The following is a 20832-nucleotide window of genomic DNA, read 5'->3' on the forward strand; positions in this document are numbered from 1 at the left end:
TAATAAATATAAGTGCATCAGCCCACCAATATAGCAAAGGCTATAAGTCTGATGATTATTTACGCAGAGCAATTTCCGCGTTTTAAAATCCTAACTTACTGACTTTTAAGTAAAACTGCAGATATCTTCTCCAGGTCGTCGATATTTCGTACGCGAATAAGCAAACGTCGTTGTTCTAATTGCATTACTAACACACCATCTTCCGATAAATTCATCTCTTTTATACGGCTATATTCAATCCACGCATTAGCAAAGAAAAAACCACGCATTTTAAAGATGATTTTGGGGGCGCGGATCCAGAATAGATAAATGCCCAGCAAAGCCAGTGCAAATAATAACCACATGGTTAATGATGAACCGCCATTGGCGGTGTTGTTATAGATGAGGATCACCAGTAAGCCGACAAAAATAGCCCCATCGGTACGGCTTCTGCGTAACAGGGGAACCGCCAGCAGCGTAGTACCCATGCGGCGCGGCATGATGAACTCATCATAGATGGCGAAAGCTAGCAGGGCGGCGATAAACAGTACCAATACGATATCCGTAATCGTCATTGTTTCTCCTTACATAAAAAAACCGGGGGCAAGCCCCCGGTTATCACATCACATATTAAAGACCCAGAAGACCAATGGCGTAACCTACAATCCCGATAACGAAGAAGCCAACGATGATCCACAGCGGGTTAACTTTCTTACGCAGCAACCACATGCAGGCGAAAGTCAGCAGCAGCGGCACCAGGCCCGGCATTAACTGATCGAGAATGGTTTGCACGGTCGTGACGTTAGTTTTACCGGTCTGATCGGTAATTTCTGATACCACGAGTGGAATGTTCACGTGCGTCCATTTGTTAACCAGCGCACCCATCACAAACAGGCCGAGAATTGACGCCCCCTCGGTCAGTTTTTGCAGGAAACCACCGCCCATATCTTTAACAATATCAATACCTTTACGGTAGCCGTACGCGACGCCGTAATAACGTGTCACCAGGCGGACGATATTGAATAAGAAGAAGAACAGCAATGGCCCGAGCAGGCTACCGCTCATGGCAATACCCGCCCCTAGCGCTGCAAATACCGGGCGCACCGTACCCCAGAAAATCGGGTCGCCAACGCCCGCCAGCGGTCCCATCAGACCAACTTTGATACCGTTAATCGCACCATCATCAATCTCTGCGCCGTTTGCACGCTGCTCTTCCATCGCCAGCGTAACGCCCAGTACCGGCGCTGCGACGTATGGATGGGTGTTAAAGAACTCCAGATGACGTTTAATGGCCTGACGACGCGCTTCGTTGTTTTCCGGATACAGGCGTTTGATCGCCGGCACCATCGAGAAGCAGAAGCCCAATGCTTGCATACGTTCGAAGTTCCATGATCCCTGGAACAGGTTAGAACGCAGGAACACGCCACGAATGTCACTCTGGGTGAGTTTTTTCTCAGTCGGAGTTTTTGTCATATCAACCATGTCGTTCACCTGTTAATCCAGTTCGTTATCAAGATCGTTAGAACCCGCAGCCGGAGCAGCGCCGCCTGCTGAACGGTTATATTTCGGGCTGAGCTGAATGTAGAGAATCGCCATAACTGCACCGATAACACCCAGCGAGACGAGGTTGAAATTGGTGAATGCCGCCGTCACGAAGCCGAGGTAGAAGAACGGCATCAGGTAGCCTGCGCGCATCATATTGATGACCATTGCATAACCTACCACCACGATCATACCACCGGCGATATTCAGACCGCTGGTCACTACTTCAGGAATGGCGTTCAGCATGCTCTGAACTTCACTGGTACCGACGGAGATAGCGACAATGACCGCCGGGATAGCGATACGCATAGCTTGCAGGAACAGGGAAGAGACGTGGATCCAGGAAAGTGCCGTCAGGTTGCCGGTTTCGGCTGCCTTATCCGCGGCATGCTGGAAGCCGACGGTAATGGTACGAACAATAATGGTCAGAACCTGGCCGGCCGCCGCCAGAGGAATGGCCAGTGCAATACCGGCACCGATGCTCTGATGACCGCCAATGACCAGAATGGTCGAGATAATCGACGCCAGCGCCGCATCGGGTGCGACCGCCGCACCGATGTTCATCCAGCCCAGAGCAATCATTTCCAGCGTACCGCCGATAATGATACCGGTTTTCATATCACCCAGAACGATGCCCACTAGCGTACATGCCACCAACGGACGGTGGAACTGGAATTCATCGAGTATCGACTCCATACCGGCAATACATGCGACGACGAACACCAGCACAATCTGAAGAGTGGTAATCTCCATTGTACTTCTCCTATAGCTAAATCAGACGTAAGTGTGAAAACTGAGTCAATCAGGCCGCCGCGGTTATTTCGCCACTTTGCTGATTAAATCCATCATTTTCAGTTTCGGATCGTTTGAAACTTTGCGGACTTCCAGCTCAATATTGCGTTCGTTCAATTTCTTGAATGCGGCAATATCTTTCTCGTCCACCGAAACCGCGTTATTCACCTGGGTTTTACCCTGACGATAAGCCATGCCGCCAATGTTGACGGTGGTGATTTTTACCCCCTCTTCAACGACGCGCAGTACATCCGTCGGGTTGGTGAACAACAGCATCACGCGCTCGCCCGCGTATTTAGGGTTGTTATACACACGCACCATTTTGGCGACGTCAACGACATGTGCCGTCACACCTGGCGGTGCAACCTGAGTCAGCAGGGTTTTACGGACATTATCTGCTGCCACTTCGTCGCTCACGACGATAATACGCGTAACGTTAGTCTCTTTTGTCCAGCGGGTAGCAACCTGGCCATGGATCAGACGGTCATCGATACGGGCAAGCCCGATAACCATATAATCATTGGGTCCCATGGGTTTGGCCGGTGCTGCCGCTTTCGATGCCACAGGAGCAGGTGTGGGTTTTGCCACCGGTTGTGCTTTTAGCGCTTTCACGCCTTCACGTCCGGTCTCCACCGCCAGTGCCACGAGTTCGTCAAACGTCGGGTTGTCATCCCGGGCCATCAGTGTTTCCACCAGCATCGGAATATTAACGCCAGCAATGACTTCATAATGCTCTTTATCGACGACAATGCGGCTGGCAGCGTTAAACGGGCTGCCGCCCCATGTATCGACGAGAAACAGCACACCTTTGCCGGTATCCAGCTTTGCCAACTGAGCGTTGTACTTTTCGATCAATGTTTCCGCATTTTCACCGGGAACAAAATCAATCCAACCGACGTTCTCCTGCTCGCCCAGCAGCATCTCGGCGGTTTTGAGCAACTGTTCCGCAGCCCAACCATGTGTGCCTATAACAATAGCAATGGTCACTTGCTACCTCCTTCTTCTTGTCGTTAACACACCATTAATTGATGTATTGTGAATCTGTCCCGGTAACGGTAAACCGAATCGATTCAGATAAGGGTTAAAGAGAACACCTATGACTTTCGGGATTTATTTTAGATAGCGAAAAAATAATTTATGTGATGAAGATCCGTAATTTAGGTTTCCTCTTCGTGAAATTTCGAAGCGCAAAATATCCACACAAATTGCAAATTCCGGTAAATCTTTGCAAATTCCAAAGTCTCTCTGATATGTTTATCCTCCGTTTAATTAGTCAGGAGTATAGGGCAGCAGCCCACCGTATGGATCGTCACCGACGTCAGTTCACTTTTTGGCCTTCTCGTGCCACGCAGCCCGGCGTTTTCCGCCATTTCCCAACGACGTTCAATGTCATATTTGTGCGTTTGCGCACACTGAATAACGCATCTCTTCTCAGGAGCCTGTCATGGAATTCTTAATGGATCCCTCGATTTGGGCGGGATTACTGACGCTGGTTGTTCTGGAAATTGTTCTCGGTATCGACAACCTGGTGTTTATTGCCATCCTTGCCGACAAACTGCCGCCGAAACAGCGTGATAAAGCGCGTCTTATTGGCCTGTCGCTTGCGCTGGTGATGCGACTGGGGCTGTTGTCGCTGATCTCGTGGATGGTCACGCTGACACAACCACTTTTTTCCGTCTGGGATTTCACCTTCTCCGGACGCGATCTGATTATGCTATTCGGCGGTGTGTTCCTGTTATTCAAGGCGACGACGGAACTGCATGAACGGCTGGAAAACCGCGAACATGACAGCGGGCACGGCAAAGGCTATGCCAGCTTCTGGGTGGTCGTCGTGCAGATCGTAATTCTTGACGCGGTGTTCTCACTTGATGCGGTCATCACCGCGGTGGGCATGGTCAATCACCTGCCGGTGATGATGGCAGCTGTCGTTATTGCTATGGCAGTGATGCTGCTGGCGTCAAAACCACTGACGCGTTTTGTGAACCAACATCCCACAGTGGTCGTGCTCTGTCTGAGCTTCCTGCTGATGATCGGTTTGAGCCTGGTGGCTGAAGGTTTTGGCTTCCATATTCCGAAAGGTTACCTGTACGCGGCAATTGGTTTCTCTATCATTATTGAGTTCTTTAACCAGATTGCGCGGCGGAACTTTATTCGCCATCAGTCACATCTGCCGCTGCGCGCCCGTACGGCTGATGCCATCCTGCGTTTGATGGGCGGCCGCCGTCAGTCGAACCCGCAAATCGAAGCGGATAGCCAGGCCTCTGTACCGGTGCCGGAAGGCGCGTTTGCGGAAGAAGAGCGTTATATGATTAACGGCGTATTAACGCTGGCCTCACGCTCGCTTCGTAGCATCATGACGCCGCGCGGTGATATCAGTTGGGTGGATGCCAATCTCGGCGTTGAACAGATCCGCCAACAGCTGTTGTCCTCGCCGCACAGCCTGTTCCCGGTTTGCCGTGGCGAGCTGGATGAAGTCATCGGCATTGTGCGTGCGAAAGAGATACTGGTCGCGCTGGAAGAGGGCGTAGATGTCGCCGCCATCGCTTCGTCAACGCCAGCGATTGTCGTGCCGGAAACCCTGGATCCGATTAAGCTGCTGGCCGTATTGCGCCGGGCACGCGGGAGTTTCGTTATCGTTACCAATGAGTTCGGTGTCGTGCAGGGCCTGGTCACGCCGCTGGACGTGCTGGAGGCAATCGCTGGCGAATTCCCGGATGCGGATGAAACGCCAGAAATTATTGCCGATGGTGACGGCTGGCTGGTCAAAGGCACCACAGATTTACATGCGCTGCAACACACGCTGGGCCTTGACAACTTCATTGATGAAGACGAAGACATTGCCACCGTGGCCGGTCTGGTGATTGCCGCGCGAGGGCAAATCCCACCAGTGGGCGAAACCTTCGAAATGGCACCGTTGCATATCACCGTGATTGAAGCCAACGATTACCGTGTTGATCTGGTCCGTATTGTTAAAGAGCAAGCCGCTCTCGACGAAGAAGAGTAATCGTTATCCCGGCATTAACGGCGTGACATGGCCGTTATGCCGCTCCGGCGGCGGGGAGATATTCCCCGCTAGCCAGGCCGGAAAATCCTTCACCGGCATCGGTGCTGCAAAAAGAAACCCCTGCAACATATGCACACCCTGTTGACGTAAATACAGCGCTTGTTGCGTTGTCTCCACACCTTCCGCGACAAGCTCGATATTCAGCCGTTGGCCGAGCGCGATAATCATATCCGTCACCGTCGAGTTCACCGCATCTGTACCGATAGCCGCGGTATAAGACTTATCAATTTTCAGGATGTCCGGATGTAATTTCTCGAGCCACGAAAGTGAGCTATTACCCGTACCGAAATCATCAATGGCTATTTTCGCGCCATGGCGATGAAGTTCGCGCAGCATACGGGATTCGACATCCAGCAACGCATCACGCTCGGTGAGTTCAATGGTTAACTGCTGGGCGGGATTTTTGTTAAACCAGAGCTGGACGAGATCTTTTAGCAATTCACCGTGGCGCAAGTGGCTTGGCGCGGCGTTGATGCCGATATGAAAGTCAGGATCAGCAGGAAAGAGCGCCAGTTGACGCTGGGTCTCAGCCAGCACATAACGTGTCAGCGGGGCAATCAGATGCTGCTCTTCGGCAATCGGGATAAATATCTCCGGCGAAATCCATCCCTGGCGTGGGTTGTGCCAGCGCAACAAAATTTCGACGCCCGCACACTGCATGTTGTGTGCATTGAGCAATGGCTGGCAAAACAGCTCAAACTCATGCCCGGCAAGCCCGAGGTTTATCTCACGGGAAAAGCTCATGCGGCTGGCGGTGGCAAACCAGGCAATAAAACCGGTCAATAAACTCATCATCAGCGCCAGAGGCAACTGCGAAGGCAAATGCCACAGCGCCAGTCGCGTAGAACCCGGCCCGGTAACGCTAATGGTAAAAGGAAAATGGGCAGAAGCCCGTTGGTAGCGCTTTTCGTTTTCCAGCGGCGGTAAATTATCCAGCACACCTTTGCCTTCGACCAGATGTTTGCCGCCTACGCTGAGGCTGACGCTGGTAATTAATGGCGCTTGCGGCTCCAGCATTAAATTACTCAGCAGCTCAATATTTACCGCCTCCATCACGCCACTTTGCCCGTCTTCACTGGTGGGATACCACATGATCAAAATAGGGCGATCTTTTAACAGTGACTGGTCAGTGGTGAGCACCAGTTTTTGCGAACGTGAAGGCAGAGAGGGTTGAAGCTGATGAATGGCAACATCACGCTGGCCAAAAATACTCGAACAGTAGAGCGTTCCGTTTTGAATCAGACCGATAGATCGCACGGTTTGCAGGCTTGCGGCCAGCTTGCGAAGCTGCAGGTGAATATCGCTGCAGGGGATGCCAACCAGCGGCACCAGCACACTGCGACCCGCTTCCAGCGGCAGCATCAATCGTTCAAGGGTTTTGACCGCGTGGTTGGTAAAGGCGTAAACACGCTGATGATTTAAATTACGCTCCGAAATAAAGCGAAACGTGAGGGTTAAAAATAGTGCGACAGCGCCAACCAGCACGCAAACAATGGCGCGCCGTCGTCGGTAACTTTTAATGATCCGTTGAGCCGTCTGCATGCCGCTGCCGCCTGTAAAATCCCTGGCCTGATTTCCATGCCAGAACACTCAAAGTGTAGTGGGGAATTACCGAAGCGACGATAAATCGGTGAAAGATCACTCAACTGCAGTAAAGGTTAAAAAAAACGCCGTTCGGCTGAACGGCGTTGATAAGCAAGAATTAATCACACTGTACTTTGATGGCAAGCCCACCACGCGATGTTTCGCGGTATTTGGCGTTCATATCTTTGCCGGTCTCATACATTGTTTCGATCACTTTATCGAGCGAGACGCGCGGCGCACTGGTACGGCGCATGGCCATGCGCGAGGCGTTAATCGCTTTTACCGAAGCAATGGCGTTACGCTCAATGCACGGTACTTGCACTTGTCCGGCCACCGGGTCGCAGGTCAGACCCAGGTTGTGTTCCATGCCAATTTCCGCCGCCACGCAGACCTGTTCCGGGCTGGCCCCCAGCAGTTCTGCCAGGCCCGCCGCCGCCATCGAACAGGCAACGCCCACTTCGCCCTGGCAGCCAACTTCGGCACCAGAAATGGAGGCGTTCATTTTGTACAATGCGCCGATGGCGCCAGCAGCGAGGAAATAGCGGATATAAATATCCGGGCTGACGGACTCAATAAAGTGGTCGTAATAGGCCAGTACAGCCGGAACGATGCCGCAGGCACCGTTAGTTGGCGCAGTTACCACGCGACCACCGGCGGCGTTTTCTTCGTTAACCGCCAGCGCAAACATATTCACCCAGTCGATAACGTTCATCGGATCGCTGGAGAGCTTATCACTGGAAACCAGCATACGACGCAGTGCGGAAGCGCGGCGCGGAACGCGCAGTGGCCCCGGCAGCACGCCTTCTGTATTCATGCCGCGATCGATACAGGCGCGCATGGTTGACCAGACATTACCGAAATACTCTTCAATCTCTTTTTTCGAGTGCAATGCCAGTTCGTTCTGCATCACCATGCCAGAAAGCGACAAACCGGTTTCTTTGCAATACTCCAGCATCTGGGTCGCGGAATTGAACGGATAAGGGACATTGACCGAGCTGGTGGTCTCTTTACCAAAATGCTCTTCATCGACGATAAACCCCCCGCCGATGGAATAGTAGGTTTTGCTGTAGATAGCGTTTTCGCCATTCAGCGCGGTGATGCGCATGCCGTTTTCATGCAGCGACAGGTTATCGCTGTGAAAACGCATTCCGTCATCTTTCGGGAAATCGACTTCATGACGCCCCTGCGCCAGCAGCAGACGACCGCGGTTTTCCACATCACGGATAAAACCCGGGATTGCATCGATATCGACGGTGGCTGGCTCATTGCCCGCCAGCCCCATAATAATGGCGATATCGGTATGGTGGCCTTTCCCGGTAAGGGAGAGCGAGCCGTACACATCAACCACCACGCGGGTGACGTTATCCAGCAATCCTTTTTCGACCAGGTCATCGACGAACTGCTTACCGGCCTTCATCGGGCCTACAGTGTGGGAAGATGAGGGACCAATCCCCACCTTAAACATGTCGAATAGACTAATCACATTAACGCTCCTGACAGGGTTACCGGCGTTTCCAGTAACGATGTAATAACTGCGCATAGTGTAAGAGGGAAGGCCATCATCAGCTCAACTATTCACATGAATTAAACTAATGGCTAACCCTGATTTTACTAATAGCGCGTACGCTGTCACAAAAGTGCTATGTGTAAAGTATAGTCAAGGTCTGCGCCCAATTTGCAGCGCCAGCGAGCGAATAATTCCCGCCGTCATGCCCCAGACAAAATAATGCTGATACCAGGACAACCACACCCGATGCGCATTGCCGTGGCGGTGGATATCCAGAGGATGATAGCGACCAAGACGCAGTGCTTCGGCGAGCGGCATTTCAAACACCGCGGCCACTTCATCTTCACTGGCGTGATAGGGTAAATCCGGCGGGATAATGCCCACTATCGGCGTAACCTGAAAACCGGTCACGCTATCAACTGGCGGCAAAACGCCAATCACTTCAACGGCCTCGGGCGGAATGGCGACTTCTTCCTGCGCCTCACGCAGCGCCGCAGCGATTAGCGACGCATCCGTGCTGTCAACCGCGCCACCGGGGAACGCCACCTGACCAGCGTGCTTGCGAAGCAGCGGCGAGCGTTGCGTCAGTAATAAGCCGGGCTGCTCACGGCGCACCACCGGCACCAGCACCGCCGCCTGACGTGTATTCGCCACCGCCGGGTTGAGTTGCGGGCGTAAAAGCTGAAAGCGCGATAAAAAATCATCCAGAGTTAAAGCCGGTTGCTCCACGAATCATCTCTCCAGTTGCCGCAGGATACGGTTAACTTTATCAAAAGTTTCCTGATATTCCGCCTCTTCCTGGCTGTCGGCCACAATGCCGCCGCCTGCGGAACAGTAAATTTTCCCCGCACAGGCACTGAGGGTGCGAATTGTGATGCTGGTATCCATGTTCCCGCAGAAACTGAGATAGCCAATCGAGCCGCACCAGGCGTTACGCCGCTGCGGTTCAAGTTCATCGATAATTTCCATCGCCCGCACTTTCGGTGCGCCGGTGATCGAGCCGCCCGGAAACGCGGCGCGCAGCAGATCGCTGGCATGGCGCCCGGCGGGCAATTTTGCCGTTACGGTGCTGACCAGATGGTGGACGGCAGGAAAAGGTTCAACCACGAAAAGTTCCGGCACGCGCACCGAACCCGGTGTCGCCACGCGACCGATATCGTTACGCATCAAATCAACAATCATCAGGTTTTCGGCCTGGTCTTTCGCAGAGGTGGCGAGTTTCTGTGCTTGCTGCGCATCTGCCTGCGGGTCGGCAAGTCTTGGCAATGTGCCTTTAATCGGGCGCGTTTCGATATTGTCGCGTTCAAGGCGAATAAAACGCTCCGGCGACAGGCTCAGGATCGCGCCGTGTTCAAGGCGCAAAAAAGCGCTGAACGGCGCGCGGTTTTCACGGTTAAGTTGGGTAAACGCCAGCCACTCATCCCCGCAATAATTCGCTGCAAAACGTTGCGCCAGATTGACCTGGTAGCAGTCGCCGCTGTGTAACCACGCCTGAACCTGACGGAATTTTTCGCCATATTCGCGACGCGTCATATTGGCCTGCCAGGCGGATGTCAGCCGAAACGCCTGGCGCTGCGGTTCACGTTGCGCCTGTAACCATGCCAGCCTTGTGTTAACATCGCGATGGCTGAGCAACGTCACACGTTGCAACTGATGGTCGACAACCAGCGCCCAGTCATAAATCCCGACTGCCATATCCGCAATGCTAATGTCCTGTTCGGCAATCGCGGGCAGTTCTTCGAAGCGGCGGCCTAAATCATAGCCAAACAGCCCCAGCGCACCGCCCTGAAACGGCAGATCGGCATGAGGTTCACATCGAAAGGGGTAGGCATCCAGACGCTGTTGTAGCAGGTGTAGCGGATCTTCCAACGATATCTCGCTACCATTAAGGGTCGTTGCCTCGCCGCGCGTCGTCAGCGTCTCCAGCGGATCGGCCACCACAATATCAAAACGATTGTGCGGATGTTTAGCATGGCCAGAATGCAACAGCATAGCCCAGGGCTGGTGGCTAAGTGGGGCAAAGTAGTGTTCGGCGGCGTCCTGGCGCCACGGCAGCGAAATAACGGCGGGGGATAACGTCTTCATTGATCCTGACTCATGTGCGTCTGCGCTGGTGAAGCGCGCCGACGCATGGAATAATTAGCGCCAACAATTTAGCAGGAGTTGACAATGTTTGCAGGTTTACCTTCCCTCAGCCACGAGCAACAGCAAAAAGCGGTAGAGCGTATTCAGGAATTAATGTCCGGTGGCATGAGCAGCGGGCAGGCGATTGCGCAGGTTGCTGAAGAGTTACGCGCCAGCCATACCGGCGAACGGATTGTGGCGCGCTTTGAAGATGACGATGACGAGTAATTAGACTGCGGCGATGATTTTGATTTCCACTTTATAACGCGGGTTCATCAGTTTTGCCTGCACGGTGCAGCGCACCGGTGCATGGCCCGCCACAACCCAGGCATCCCACGCTTTATTCATGGCGGCGAAGTCGCCGTCATCGGCCAGAAAAATGGTGGCATCAAGAATCTGCGTTTTATCGCTGCCTTGCTTGTGCAGAACCGCATCTATTTGCGCCAGCGTATTGGCCGTCTGTTCAAACGCATCGGCATCGAGGTTTTCCGGCACGCCAGTGTAGTAAAGCGTCTGGTTGTGAATAACCACATCAGACCAGCGGGTTTCCGCATCAATACGCTTAATTGTCATTATCTGTTCCTTCTTATTTGCCATGAATTCGCGGGCAAGAGTGCCATAAAAACCTGGCTGGCGTAAATCCGCTCGCCCTGACATAATCACTGGCGATTTAACCTGGGGGTAGTGTGACGGACGATTTTGCAACAGACGGCCAGTTAGCCAAAGCCATTGCGGGATTCAAACCGCGTGAACCGCAGCGCCAGATGGCGCAAGCCGTCACACAGGCGATTGAGAATACGCAGCCGCTGGTGGTGGAAGCGGGCACCGGTACTGGTAAAACCTACGCCTACCTTGCCCCTGCGCTGCGCGCCGGGAAAAAAGTGATTATCTCCACCGGTTCGAAAGCCTTGCAGGATCAGCTTTACAGCCGCGATTTACCTACCGTCGCCAAAGCGCTTGAGTTCACCGGACGCACGGCGTTGCTGAAAGGGCGCTCCAACTACCTCTGTATTGAACGTCTCGAACAGCAAGCGCTGGCAGGCGGCGATCTTCCTGTACAAACCCTCAGCGATGTAATTTTGCTACGCTCCTGGTCGAATCAAACCACCGATGGTGACATCAGTACCTGCGTCAGTGTGGCGGAAGATTCTCAGGCGTGGCCGCTGGTGACCAGCACCAACGACAACTGTCTGGGCAGCGACTGCCCGATGTACAAAGACTGTTTCGTGGTCAAAGCGCGCAAAAAAGCGATGGATGCCGATGTGGTGGTGGTCAACCACCATCTGTTTCTTGCCGATATGGTGGTGAAAGAGAGTGGTTTCGGTGAGCTGATCCCGGAAGCCGAAGTGATGATCTTTGACGAAGCGCACCAGCTTCCTGATATCGCCAGCCAGTATTTTGGTCAGTCACTCTCCAGCCGCCAGCTTCTCGATCTCGCAAAAGATTTCACCATCGCCTATCGCACCGAACTGAAAGATACCGCACAGTTACAGAAGTGCGCCGACCGTCTGGCGCAAAGCACACAAGATTTTCGCCTGCAGTTAGGTGAGCCGGGTTATCGCGGTAACCTGCGCGAGCTGCTGGCGGATGCGCATATTCAACGTGCGCTGTTGCTGCTCGATGATGCGCTGGAACTCTGTTACGACGTGGCGAAGCTGTCGCTGGGCCGCTCTGCACTGCTGGATGCCGCGTTCGAACGCGCGACGACATATCGTGCGAGGCTGAAACGACTCAAAGAGATCAACCAGCCAGGTTACAGCTACTGGTATGAATGCACGTCACGTAACTTCACGCTGGCGTTAACGCCGCTGACCGTAGCGGATAAGTTTACCGAGGTGATGGCGCAGAAAAAGGGTAGCTGGATTTTCACTTCTGCAACGCTTTCGGTGAATGACGATCTGCACCATTTTACCGCGCGGCTTGGCATTGAAGGGGCGCAATCGCTGTTGCTGCCAAGCCCCTTTGACTATGAACGCCAGGCCTTGCTGTGTGTACCGCGCAATCTTCCGCAGACCAATCAGCCAGGCGCTGCACGTCAGCTGGCGGCGATGCTCAGGCCGATGATCGAAGCCAACAATGGCCGCTGTTTTATGCTGTGTACTTCGCACGCCATGATGCGCGATCTCGCCGAGCAATTTCGCGCCACCATGACCCTGCCCGTATTGCTGCAGGGAGAAACCAGCAAAGGGCAACTGTTGCAGCAATTTGTGAATGCCGGTAATGCGTTACTGGTGGCAACCAGCAGCTTCTGGGAAGGGGTAGACGTGCGTGGCGATACGTTATCGCTGGTCATTATTGATAAGCTGCCGTTTACATCCCCGGAAGATCCGTTGTTAAAAGCGCGGATGGAAGATTGCCGCCTGCGCGGGGGCGATCCCTTTGATGAAGTTCAATTGCCGGATGCGGTTATTACCCTGAAACAGGGCGTCGGGCGCTTGATACGTGATATTGACGATCGCGGCGTGCTGGTCATTTGCGATAATCGTCTGGTGATGCGTCCGTACGGCGCGGTGTTTCTTGCCAGCCTGCCGCCTGCGCCGCGAACCCGTGATATTCGCCGCGCGGTTGAATTCCTTGCCTCGCCCCCGGCGGAGTAATTTTCTGCGGACTGTGGTAAGATGCGCGCCATTTTGTTTTTCATGGACCGCTATACCCATGCGCATTCTGGCTATTGATACTGCCACAGAAGCTTGTTCTGTCGCCTTATGGAACGATGGAACGACCTTCGCACACTTCGAACTTTGCCCACGTGAACACACGCAACGCATTCTGCCGCTGGTCAGGGATGTGCTTGGCGATGCTGAACTTAAACTGACGCAGCTGGACGCACTGGCTTTTGGTCGTGGCCCGGGAAGTTTTACCGGCGTGCGCATTGGCATTGGCATTGCGCAGGGGCTGGCGCTCGGCGCTGAACTGCCGATGATTGGCGTGTCAACGCTGGCGACGATGGCGCAAGGCGCGTGGCGCAAAACGGGCGCGACCCGCGTACTGGCAGCGATTGACGCACGAATGGGCGAAGTCTATTGGGCAGAGTATCAGCGCGATGAAAATGGCGTCTGGCACGGCGAAGAGACGGAAGCAGTAGTAAAACCGCAAGCCGTAACCGAACGTCTGCAACACCTGGATGGCGAGTGGGCGATGGTCGGTACTGGCTGGCCCGCATGGCCTGAGATGAGCAACAACAGTAGGGCAACCCTGCGCGACGGCGAGATTTTATTGCCCGCCGCGGAAGATATGCTGCCCATCGCTCGACAACTACTGGCTGCGCAGAAAACCGTCGCTGTTGAACATGCCGAGCCGGTTTATTTGCGTAACGAAGTGGCATGGAAGAAACTTCCTGGCCGGGAATGAATCTCAGTAGTATCCACTGGGGTAAGGAGTCGCATCATGGCGGGTCAAAAAAAGGTTGTGCGCGGATTGCTGGCTGGGCTGGCGATCGCGGTATTAAGCGGTTGTGTTTCTGTGCCTGACGCGATTAAAGGAACCAGTCCCACGCCGCAGGATGATTTAGTGCGGGTGATGAGTGCGCCGTCGCTGTATGTCGGCCAGGAAGCCCGTTTCGGCGGTAAAGTCGTTGATATCCAGAATCAGCAGGGGAAAACCCGGCTTGAGATTGCTGCCGTACCGCTCGACAGCGGTGCGCGTCCGATTTTAGGCGAACCCTCCGTCGGGCGTATCTTTGCCGACGTGAACGGTTTTCTCGATCCTGTCGATTTCCGCAATCAACTGGTGACCGTGGTTGGCCCGATAACCGGCACGGCCGACGGCAAAATTGGCAATGCACCGTATAAATTTATGGTCATGCAGGCGGAAGGTTACAAACGCTGGCGGTTAACCCAGCAGGTGATGTTGCCGCCGCAGCCTATCGACCCGTGGTACTGGGGGCCGGGGCCGCACCCACGCGCGTGGCACGGTGGGTACGGCGGATGGGGCTGGTTCCCACCCGAACCTGCGCGAGTCGAGACGGTCGTAACAGAGTAATTTCTTGTTTTATCAGGAAAACGAAACAGCGGCTAAGCCGCTGTTTTTTATATTGGGCTTTGTATAAGAAAAATAATTAGTGACGCGCTTCGCAACCTTCAATCCGCTTAATTAATAAACTGGTACGCTGAGTTAATATTATGTTAACGACTTGTTTATTAACTGGGGTTGTGATGACCAAGAATACTCATTTTAGAGGTGATGCATTGAAGAAGGTTTGGCTAAACCGGTATCCCGCCGATGTTCCGGCGGAGATCAATCCTGACCGTTATCAATCCCTGGTTGAATTATTTGAACACTCCACGGCGCGTTATGCCGATCAGCCTGCGTTTATCAACATGGGCGAGGTAATGACGTTCCGTAAACTTGAAGAGCGCAGCCGGGCGTTTGCGGCTTACTTACAGCAGGGGCTGGGGCTGCAAAAAGGCGATCGCGTTGCGCTGATGATGCCGAACCTGTTGCAATACCCGGTGGCGCTGTTTGGTATCTTGCGCGCCGGGATGATCGTGGTGAACGTCAACCCGCTTTATACGCCGCGTGAACTGGAACACCAGCTTAATGACAGCGGGGCTGCCGCAATTGTTATTGTGTCGAATTTCGCCCATACGCTGGAAAAGATCGTTGATAAAACGCAGGTGCGGCATGTCATTTTAACGCGCATGGGCGACCAGCTTTCCCCGGCGAAAGGGACGCTGGTGAACTTCGTTGTGAAATACGTAAAACGGCTGGTGCCTAAGTATCATCTGCCGGATGCGATCTCCTTTCGCCGGGCGCTGCAAACCGGCTATCGCATGCAGTACATCAAACCGGAAGTGGTCGCCGACGATCTCGCCTTCCTGCAATACACCGGTGGCACAACTGGCGTTGCAAAAGGGGCCATGCTGACGCACCGGAATATGCTGGCAAACCTTGAACAGGTGAACGCGACTTACGGGCCGCTACTGCATCGCGGGAAAGAGCTGGTGGTGACCGCGTTGCCGCTGTACCACATTTTCGCCCTGACCATGAACTGCCTGCTGTTTATTGAGCTCGGCGGGCAAAACTTGTTGATCACCAACCCGCGCGATATTCCGGGGCTGGTGAAAGAGCTTGGTAAATATCCGTTTACGGCCATGACCGGCGTGAACACGCTGTTCAACGCGTTGCTGAATAATGAAGATTTCCGCAAACTTGACTTCTCCTCGCTGCACCTTTCCGCAGGCGGCGGGATGCCTGTTCAGCAGGCGGTTGCCGAAAGGTGGGTGAAATTAACCGGGCAGTATCTGCTGGAAGGTTACGGTCTGACCGAATGTGCGCCGCTGGTCAGTGTGAATCCGCACGATATTGACTACCACAGCGGCAGCATCGGCCTGCCGGTTCCCTCAACGGAAGCCAAACTGGTCGATGACGACAACAATGAAGTCTCGCCGGGCGAACCGGGCGAGTTGTGCGTGAAAGGGCCGCAGGTTATGCTGGGATACTGGCAGCGCCCGGACGCCACGGATGAGATCCTGCGCGACGGCTGGCTGCATACTGGCGATATTGCGGTAATGGATGACGAAGGCTTCCTGCGCATCGTCGATCGCAAAAAAGATATGATTCTGGTTTCCGGCTTTAATGTCTATCCGAATGAAATCGAAGATGTGGTGATGCAACATGCCGGCGTGCAGGAAGTGGCGGCTGTTGGCGTACCGTCAGAAAACAGCGGCGAAGCGGTGAAGATTTTCGTGGTGAAAAAGGACGCCTCGCTGAGCGAAGAGGCGCTGATCGCTTTCTGTCGCCGTCAACTGACCGGATATAAAGTGCCGAAGCTGGTTGAATTTCGCAATGAACTGCCAAAATCGAACGTTGGCAAGATTTTAAGGCGAGAATTGCGTGACGAAGCGCGTGGCAAAGTGGACAATAACGCCTGAGCTATGCGTGAGTCCCCCCTAACGCCGGTTAAGCCGGCGTTTTTTATGGGCGCAACTAAAGAGAAGATGACGTGAATTACCAGATGATAACGACGAACGATGCGCTGGCAGCGTTATGTGAAGCTGCCCGTGCATTTCCAGCGATTGCCCTGGACACCGAATTTGTCCGCACCCGCACCTATTATCCGCAACTGGGGTTGATCCAGCTGTATGACGGTGAACATGTGGCGCTGATTGATCCGCTGGCCATCACCGACTGGACGCCGTTTCGCGATTTGCTCATCAACACCGCCGTGACCAAATATTTGCATGCGGGAAGTGAAGATCTGGAAGTGTTCCTTAATGCGTTTGGCGTACAGCCACAGCCGATGATTGACACGCAGATCCTCGCCGCGTTCTGCGGCCGCCCGCTGTCGTGGGGTTTTGCTGCGATGGTGGAAGAGTTTACCGGGCTGGTGATTGATAAGAGCGAATCCCGCACTGACTGGCTGGCGCGTCCGCTGACCGAGCGCCAGTGCGATTACGCCGCCGCCGATGTGTGGTATCTGCTGCCTATCGCCGGAAAATTGCTGGCGGAAACCGATCTGGCAGGAAGGCTGGATGCCGCGCTGGATGAGTGTCGCCTGATGATGCAACGCCGGCAGGAAGTGTTAGCCCCGGAAGAGGCGTGGCGCGAAATTACCAACGCGTGGCAATTGCGTACGCGTCAGCTGGCCTGCCTGCGTTTGCTTGCCGACTGGCGCCTGCGCAAAGCGCGTGAGCGCGATTTAGCCGTCAACTTTGTGGTGCGTGAAGAGAATCTGTGGGCAGTGGCGCGTTACATGCCTGGCAGCATGGGCGAACTGGACAGTATTGGTCTTTCCGGGAGCGAAATCCGCTTCCATGGCAAAACGCTGCTGGCGCTGGTTGCGCAGGCGCAGGCCTTGCCGGAAGAGGCTCTGCCAGAGCCGCTGCTTAACCTGATGGATATGCCGGGTTATCGTAAAGCGTTTAAAGCTATCAAAGCGCTGGTGCAGACCATCAGCGAAAGCCAGAACATTAGCGCTGAGCTGCTGGCATCACGGCGGCAGATTAATCAACTACTCAACTGGCACTGGAAATTGAAACCGCAAAATTCGTCACCGGAATTAATTAGCGGCTGGCGCGGGGAATTGATGGCCGATCAGCTGAAAATATTACTTGCGGAATACCCGCGTTAAATACTGTAAATAAATACAGCTTATTTGCGGAAATAAAATAAAAAAGGCAGAAAATATTCTGCCTTTTTTTATCCCTGCATGGGAGGGAATCTATTTTGTCTCTTCGGTTTCCGGTAGGGTGACGTTGAGTTCCAGAATGGAAATATCATCCCCTTTTTGCTCCAGTTGCACCGACACCATTTCCGGATCGATTTGCACATATTTGCAGATCACTTCCAGAATGTCCCGCTTCAGTTGCGGTAAATAATGCGGTTCAGCATCGCTGCGGCGGCGTTCTGCAACAATAATCTGCAGACGCTCTTTCGCAATGCTAGCGGTGTTCTTTTTTCTGGAGAGAAAAAAGTCGAGTAATGCCATAACTTATCCTCCGAACAGGCGTTTGAGGAAACCTTTCTTCTCTTCTTCAATGAAGCGGAAAGGGCGATCTTCTCCCAGCAGACGCTCCACGGCATCGGCATAAGCTTTGCCGGCGTCAGCATTGGTATCCAAAATAACCGGCTCACCCTGGTTTGACGCACGTAACACCGATTGATCTTCCGGAATCACGCCAATCAGTTTGATACGCAGGATTTCCAGCACATCTTCCATGCTGAGCATGTCTCCACGGTTTACGCGGCCCGGGTTATAACGGGTGAGCAGCAGATGCTCTTTAATCGGCTCTTCGCCATTTTCCGCGCGGCGAGATTTCGACGCCAGAATACCGAGAATTCGGTCAGAGTCGCGCACGGAAGAGACTTCCGGGTTGGTGGTAATAATCGCTTCATCAGCGAAGTAGAGCGCCATCAATGCGCCTGTCTCGATGCCTGCCGGGGAGTCGCAGACGATAAAATCGAAGTCCATTTTCTTGAGGTCTTCCAGCACCTTATCGACGCCTTCGCGGGTCAGCGCGTCTTTATCACGCGTTTGCGATGCCGGGAGAATGTAGAGATTCTCAGTGCGTTTATCTTTGATTAACGCCTGGTTGAGTGTGGCATCGCCCTGAATAACGTTAACGAAATCATAAACCACGCGGCGCTCGCAGCCCATAATCAGGTCGAGATTACGCAGGCCGATATCGAAATCGATAACGACGGTCTTTTTGCCCTTCTGGGCTAAACCAGTAGCGATGGCCGCGCTGGAGGTGGTCTTGCCAACGCCCCCTTTACCCGAAGTAACAACAATAATGCGTGCCATAGGAGTTCCTTGTTAAAAGGGCTTAATTTAAGGGTTGAATTGTCAAAGCGTCGTTGGCCAACTGCAAACGCGCCGCTTTGCCATAAAATTCGGCCGGGATTTGATCGCTCAGCCAGTATTCCCCCGCAATGGAGACCAGCTCCGGCGTGAGATGAGAACAGAATATTTGGGCGTCTTTATCGCCACTGGCACCAGCCAGCGCCCGACCACGCATCATGCCATAGACATGAATGTTGCCATCGGCGATAAGCTCCGCGCCTGCGCTAACATGGCTGGTGACAATCAAATCACAATTTGGCGCATAAATGCGCTGGCCGGAACGCACCGGCGCGTCAATTAAGCGTGTTTTTGTGACCGGCGCCGCAACCGGCGTCGGTTCAGGCGCGCGCTCTTTACGCGGTGCTTTCTCTTTCCCTTCCGTCAGTAACGGAAGACCCGCGCGTTCAACTTCAGCCTTCAGTTCTGGATCTTTGCAACCGCTGATGCCAACCACATGTAAATCTGTTGTGGTGATAGCCTGCAACAGCGCGGGCCAGTTAACAGCGCCTTCCAGCGCGGAAACATTGACAACGATAGGAGCGTGCAGCAAAAAAGCGGGAGCCTGAGCGATTTTGTCTTCTAACGCCTGACGAATAACCTCGGGTTTTGCATCATGCAAATGAACCACTGATAAGGTAAAACTACTGCCTTTTAGCTCGATGGGCGTATTTGACATCCTGACCTTACTCATTTTGCTATTATCACCCGCATCTTGAGTGATATTACGAAGACTATCAGGCATGTTATAGTCACTATTATTTTCAGGCAAGTAACCTCCCGATAATTCCGAGTAAAAGTATGTTTTGTGTGATCTACCGAAGTGCCCGACGCGATCAGACTTATCTGTACGTCGAAAAAAGAGACGATTTTTCCCGCGTGCCGGAAGCATTAATGCAAAGTTTCGGTCAGCCAGAGCTTGCAATGATTTTGCCGCTTGATGGACGTAAAAAATTAGTCGGTGCAGATTTAGAAAAAGTAAAAGAGGCGTTAATTTCGCAGGGCTATTATTTGCAACTTCCTCCGCCGCAAGAAAATTTATTGAAGCAGCATCTCGCCGACCAGGGTAAAGAATAATCCTGCGGCAATAACGGCGGAACGCTCCGCCTTTTCTTATTTATGGCTTTTGTATCGCCGTAACATATTGGCATTTGACAAACCGCCGGGTGGCGCGGATAGTCATTTTTCGCTCATGTTCAATGTGTTACCGGAGGTCGTACACCATGTATCAACATCATAACTGGCAGGGCGCTCTGCTGGATTTCCCGGTGAGTAAAGTGGTTTGCGTTGGCAGCAACTATGCGAAACATATTAAAGAGATGGGGAGCGCTACCCCGGAAGAGCCGGTACTGTTTATCAAACCCGAAACTGCGCTGTGCGATATTCGCCAGCCGCTGGCGCTGCCGCAGGATTTTGGTTCGGTTCACCATGAAATTGAACTGGCGGTGCTGATTGACGCAACGCTGCGTCAGGCGACGGAAGAGCATGTGAAAAAAGCCATTGCCGGCTATGGTGTCGCGCTCGATCTGACGCTGCGCGATCTGCAAGGCAAAATGAAAAAAGCCGGGCAGCCATGGGAAAAAGCGAAAGGATTTGATAATTCCTGTCCGATCTCGGGGTTTATCCCGGCAGCGGAATTCCAGAGCGATCCGCAAAACACCACGCTTGGGCTGAAAATCAACGGTGAAATGCGCCAGCAGGGCACCACGGCGGATATGATCCATAAAATTATTCCGCTGATTGCTTATATGAGCCGCTTCTTCACCTTAAAAGCTGGCGATGTCATTCTGACCGGCACGCCAGAAGGGGTAGGGCCGTTGAACAGTGGTGATGAGCTGGAAGTCAGTTTTGACGGGCTTTCATTAACGACCCGCGTACTTTAAAGCAATTTGCCGCCTTTCCTGGCGGCAAAACTTGCATCCGCATGCCAGACTGGTTATAAGGTGCACCCTGGATTTC

Annotated in this window: 21 protein-coding genes; 9 read left to right on the top strand and 12 right to left on the bottom strand. The window is 53.4% G+C overall.

Annotated features, from left to right (window positions below; translation table 11 throughout):
* Positions 1-95 precede the first annotated feature (95 nt).
* The 4 genes from C813_RS32520 to manX form a co-directional block, all read right to left on the bottom strand.
* Positions 96-554: a DUF986 family protein gene (locus C813_RS32520; RefSeq protein ID WP_017456974.1), complete on the bottom strand. Its 459-nt coding sequence runs from the start codon at positions 552-554 to the stop codon at positions 96-98.
* Positions 555-609: 55 nt separating this feature from the next.
* A complete protein-coding gene (locus tag C813_RS32525; RefSeq protein ID WP_025263579.1) occupies positions 610-1461 on the bottom strand; it encodes a PTS mannose transporter subunit IID in 852 nt (283 codons plus the stop codon).
* Positions 1462-1473: 12 nt separating this feature from the next.
* Positions 1474-2274, bottom strand: coding sequence for a PTS mannose/fructose/sorbose transporter subunit IIC (locus C813_RS32530; protein WP_017456976.1), 801 nt, complete (start codon positions 2272-2274; stop codon positions 1474-1476).
* Between the two features lie 63 nt (positions 2275-2337).
* Entirely contained in the window at positions 2338-3300 is a 963-nt protein-coding gene (gene manX, locus C813_RS32535; RefSeq protein ID WP_017456977.1) for a PTS mannose transporter subunit IIAB, read from the bottom strand.
* A gap of 457 nt (positions 3301-3757) precedes the next feature.
* Here manX and yoaE point away from each other — a divergent pair, with 457 nt between their 5' ends.
* Positions 3758-5317 carry a CNNM family cation transport protein YoaE gene (gene yoaE, locus C813_RS32540; RefSeq protein ID WP_017456978.1) on the top strand — a complete coding sequence of 520 codons (1560 nt, stop codon included), beginning with the start codon at positions 3758-3760 and terminating at the stop codon, positions 5315-5317.
* A 3-nt stretch (positions 5318-5320) separates the two neighbouring features.
* Here the strand turns inward: yoaE and C813_RS32545 are convergent, their stop codons facing one another.
* From C813_RS32545 to pabB, 4 genes are all read right to left on the bottom strand, one after another.
* Entirely contained in the window at positions 5321-6919 is a 1599-nt protein-coding gene (locus C813_RS32545) for an EAL domain-containing protein (RefSeq protein ID WP_017456979.1), read from the bottom strand.
* A 160-nt stretch (positions 6920-7079) separates the two neighbouring features.
* Positions 7080-8444: an L-serine ammonia-lyase gene (gene sdaA / locus C813_RS32550; protein ID WP_017456980.1), complete on the bottom strand. Its 1365-nt coding sequence runs from the start codon at positions 8442-8444 to the stop codon at positions 7080-7082.
* A gap of 174 nt (positions 8445-8618) precedes the next feature.
* Positions 8619-9197 carry a CoA pyrophosphatase gene (locus tag C813_RS32555; protein ID WP_017456981.1) on the bottom strand — a complete coding sequence of 193 codons (579 nt, stop codon included), beginning with the start codon at positions 9195-9197 and terminating at the stop codon, positions 8619-8621.
* A gap of 3 nt (positions 9198-9200) precedes the next feature.
* The gene (gene pabB / locus C813_RS32560) at positions 9201-10553 is read right to left on the bottom strand and encodes an aminodeoxychorismate synthase component 1 (protein WP_017456982.1); all 1353 of its coding nucleotides are present in this window, start codon (positions 10551-10553) and stop codon (positions 9201-9203) included.
* 84 nt (positions 10554-10637) lie between these two features.
* Here pabB and C813_RS32565 point away from each other — a divergent pair, with 84 nt between their 5' ends.
* Positions 10638-10820 carry a YoaH family protein gene (locus C813_RS32565; RefSeq protein WP_017456983.1) on the top strand — a complete coding sequence of 61 codons (183 nt, stop codon included), beginning with the start codon at positions 10638-10640 and terminating at the stop codon, positions 10818-10820.
* On the opposite strand, the gene C813_RS32570 is transcribed toward C813_RS32565, so the two are convergent.
* Positions 10821-11165 (bottom strand): RidA family protein, encoded by a 345-nt coding sequence (locus tag C813_RS32570; protein WP_017456984.1) that lies wholly within the window; start codon positions 11163-11165, stop codon positions 10821-10823.
* Positions 11166-11278: 113 nt separating this feature from the next.
* On the opposite strand from C813_RS32570, the gene C813_RS32575 reads away from it, so the two are divergent.
* From C813_RS32575 to rnd, 5 genes are all read left to right on the top strand, one after another.
* Positions 11279-13189 carry an ATP-dependent DNA helicase gene (locus tag C813_RS32575; protein WP_017456985.1) on the top strand — a complete coding sequence of 637 codons (1911 nt, stop codon included), beginning with the start codon at positions 11279-11281 and terminating at the stop codon, positions 13187-13189.
* A gap of 58 nt (positions 13190-13247) precedes the next feature.
* On the top strand, positions 13248-13943 hold the full coding sequence (gene tsaB / locus C813_RS32580) for a tRNA (adenosine(37)-N6)-threonylcarbamoyltransferase complex dimerization subunit type 1 TsaB (protein WP_017456986.1): 696 nt from the start codon (positions 13248-13250) through the stop codon (positions 13941-13943).
* A gap of 36 nt (positions 13944-13979) precedes the next feature.
* Complete coding sequence (locus C813_RS32585; protein ID WP_017456987.1) at positions 13980-14573, top strand: Slp family lipoprotein; 594 nt, start codon at positions 13980-13982, stop codon at positions 14571-14573.
* Between the two features lie 206 nt (positions 14574-14779).
* The gene (fadD, locus tag C813_RS32590) at positions 14780-16465 is read left to right on the top strand and encodes a long-chain-fatty-acid--CoA ligase FadD (protein ID WP_025263580.1); all 1686 of its coding nucleotides are present in this window, start codon (positions 14780-14782) and stop codon (positions 16463-16465) included.
* A gap of 71 nt (positions 16466-16536) precedes the next feature.
* Complete coding sequence (gene rnd, locus C813_RS32595; RefSeq protein ID WP_017456989.1) at positions 16537-17664, top strand: ribonuclease D; 1128 nt, start codon at positions 16537-16539, stop codon at positions 17662-17664.
* Between the two features lie 90 nt (positions 17665-17754).
* On the opposite strand, the gene minE is transcribed toward rnd, so the two are convergent.
* Genes minE through minC form a run of 3 tightly spaced genes read right to left on the bottom strand, consistent with a single transcriptional unit; the run spans position 17755 to position 19552 of the window.
* Entirely contained in the window at positions 17755-18021 is a 267-nt protein-coding gene (gene minE / locus C813_RS32600; RefSeq protein ID WP_017456990.1) for a cell division topological specificity factor MinE, read from the bottom strand.
* 3 nt (positions 18022-18024) lie between these two features.
* Entirely contained in the window at positions 18025-18837 is an 813-nt protein-coding gene (minD, locus tag C813_RS32605) for a septum site-determining protein MinD (protein ID WP_017456991.1), read from the bottom strand.
* Positions 18838-18859: 22 nt separating this feature from the next.
* A complete protein-coding gene (gene minC / locus C813_RS32610; RefSeq protein WP_017456992.1) occupies positions 18860-19552 on the bottom strand; it encodes a septum site-determining protein MinC in 693 nt (230 codons plus the stop codon).
* Positions 19553-19674: 122 nt separating this feature from the next.
* Between minC and C813_RS32615 the strand changes: the two genes are divergently transcribed.
* Together C813_RS32615 and C813_RS32620 are read left to right on the top strand one after the other, a co-directional pair.
* A complete protein-coding gene (locus C813_RS32615; protein WP_017456993.1) occupies positions 19675-19950 on the top strand; it encodes a YcgL domain-containing protein in 276 nt (91 codons plus the stop codon).
* 146 nt (positions 19951-20096) lie between these two features.
* Positions 20097-20756: a fumarylacetoacetate hydrolase family protein gene (locus tag C813_RS32620; protein WP_017456994.1), complete on the top strand. Its 660-nt coding sequence runs from the start codon at positions 20097-20099 to the stop codon at positions 20754-20756.
* The last annotated feature ends 76 nt before the right edge of the window (positions 20757-20832 follow it).

The sequence above is a fragment of the Kosakonia sacchari SP1 genome (assembly GCF_000300455.3).
Taxonomy (GTDB): domain Bacteria; phylum Pseudomonadota; class Gammaproteobacteria; order Enterobacterales; family Enterobacteriaceae; genus Kosakonia; species Kosakonia sacchari.

Bases quoted from the DNA above. Each gene is read 5' to 3' on its own strand.
- C813_RS32545 (WP_017456979.1), bottom strand. From the start codon at position 6,919: ATGCAGACGGCTCAACGGATCATTAAAAGTTACCGACGACGGCGCGCC.
- tsaB (WP_017456986.1), top strand. From the start codon at position 13,248: ATGCGCATTCTGGCTATTGATACTGCCACAGAAGCTTGTTCTGTCGCC.
- C813_RS32530 (WP_017456976.1), bottom strand. From the start codon at position 2,274: ATGGAGATTACCACTCTTCAGATTGTGCTGGTGTTCGTCGTCGCATGT.
- minE (WP_017456990.1), bottom strand. From the start codon at position 18,021: ATGGCATTACTCGACTTTTTTCTCTCCAGAAAAAAGAACACCGCTAGC.
- C813_RS32620 (WP_017456994.1), top strand. From the start codon at position 20,097: ATGTATCAACATCATAACTGGCAGGGCGCTCTGCTGGATTTCCCGGTG.
- C813_RS32520 (WP_017456974.1), bottom strand. From the start codon at position 554: ATGACGATTACGGATATCGTATTGGTACTGTTTATCGCCGCCCTGCTA.
- C813_RS32615 (WP_017456993.1), top strand. From the start codon at position 19,675: ATGTTTTGTGTGATCTACCGAAGTGCCCGACGCGATCAGACTTATCTG.
- pabB (WP_017456982.1), bottom strand. From the start codon at position 10,553: ATGAAGACGTTATCCCCCGCCGTTATTTCGCTGCCGTGGCGCCAGGAC.
- minC (WP_017456992.1), bottom strand. From the start codon at position 19,552: ATGTCAAATACGCCCATCGAGCTAAAAGGCAGTAGTTTTACCTTATCA.
- C813_RS32585 (WP_017456987.1), top strand. From the start codon at position 13,980: ATGGCGGGTCAAAAAAAGGTTGTGCGCGGATTGCTGGCTGGGCTGGCG.
- yoaE (WP_017456978.1), top strand. From the start codon at position 3,758: ATGGAATTCTTAATGGATCCCTCGATTTGGGCGGGATTACTGACGCTG.
- minD (WP_017456991.1), bottom strand. From the start codon at position 18,837: ATGGCACGCATTATTGTTGTTACTTCGGGTAAAGGGGGCGTTGGCAAG.
- C813_RS32565 (WP_017456983.1), top strand. From the start codon at position 10,638: ATGTTTGCAGGTTTACCTTCCCTCAGCCACGAGCAACAGCAAAAAGCG.
- C813_RS32570 (WP_017456984.1), bottom strand. From the start codon at position 11,165: ATGACAATTAAGCGTATTGATGCGGAAACCCGCTGGTCTGATGTGGTT.
- C813_RS32525 (WP_025263579.1), bottom strand. From the start codon at position 1,461: ATGGTTGATATGACAAAAACTCCGACTGAGAAAAAACTCACCCAGAGT.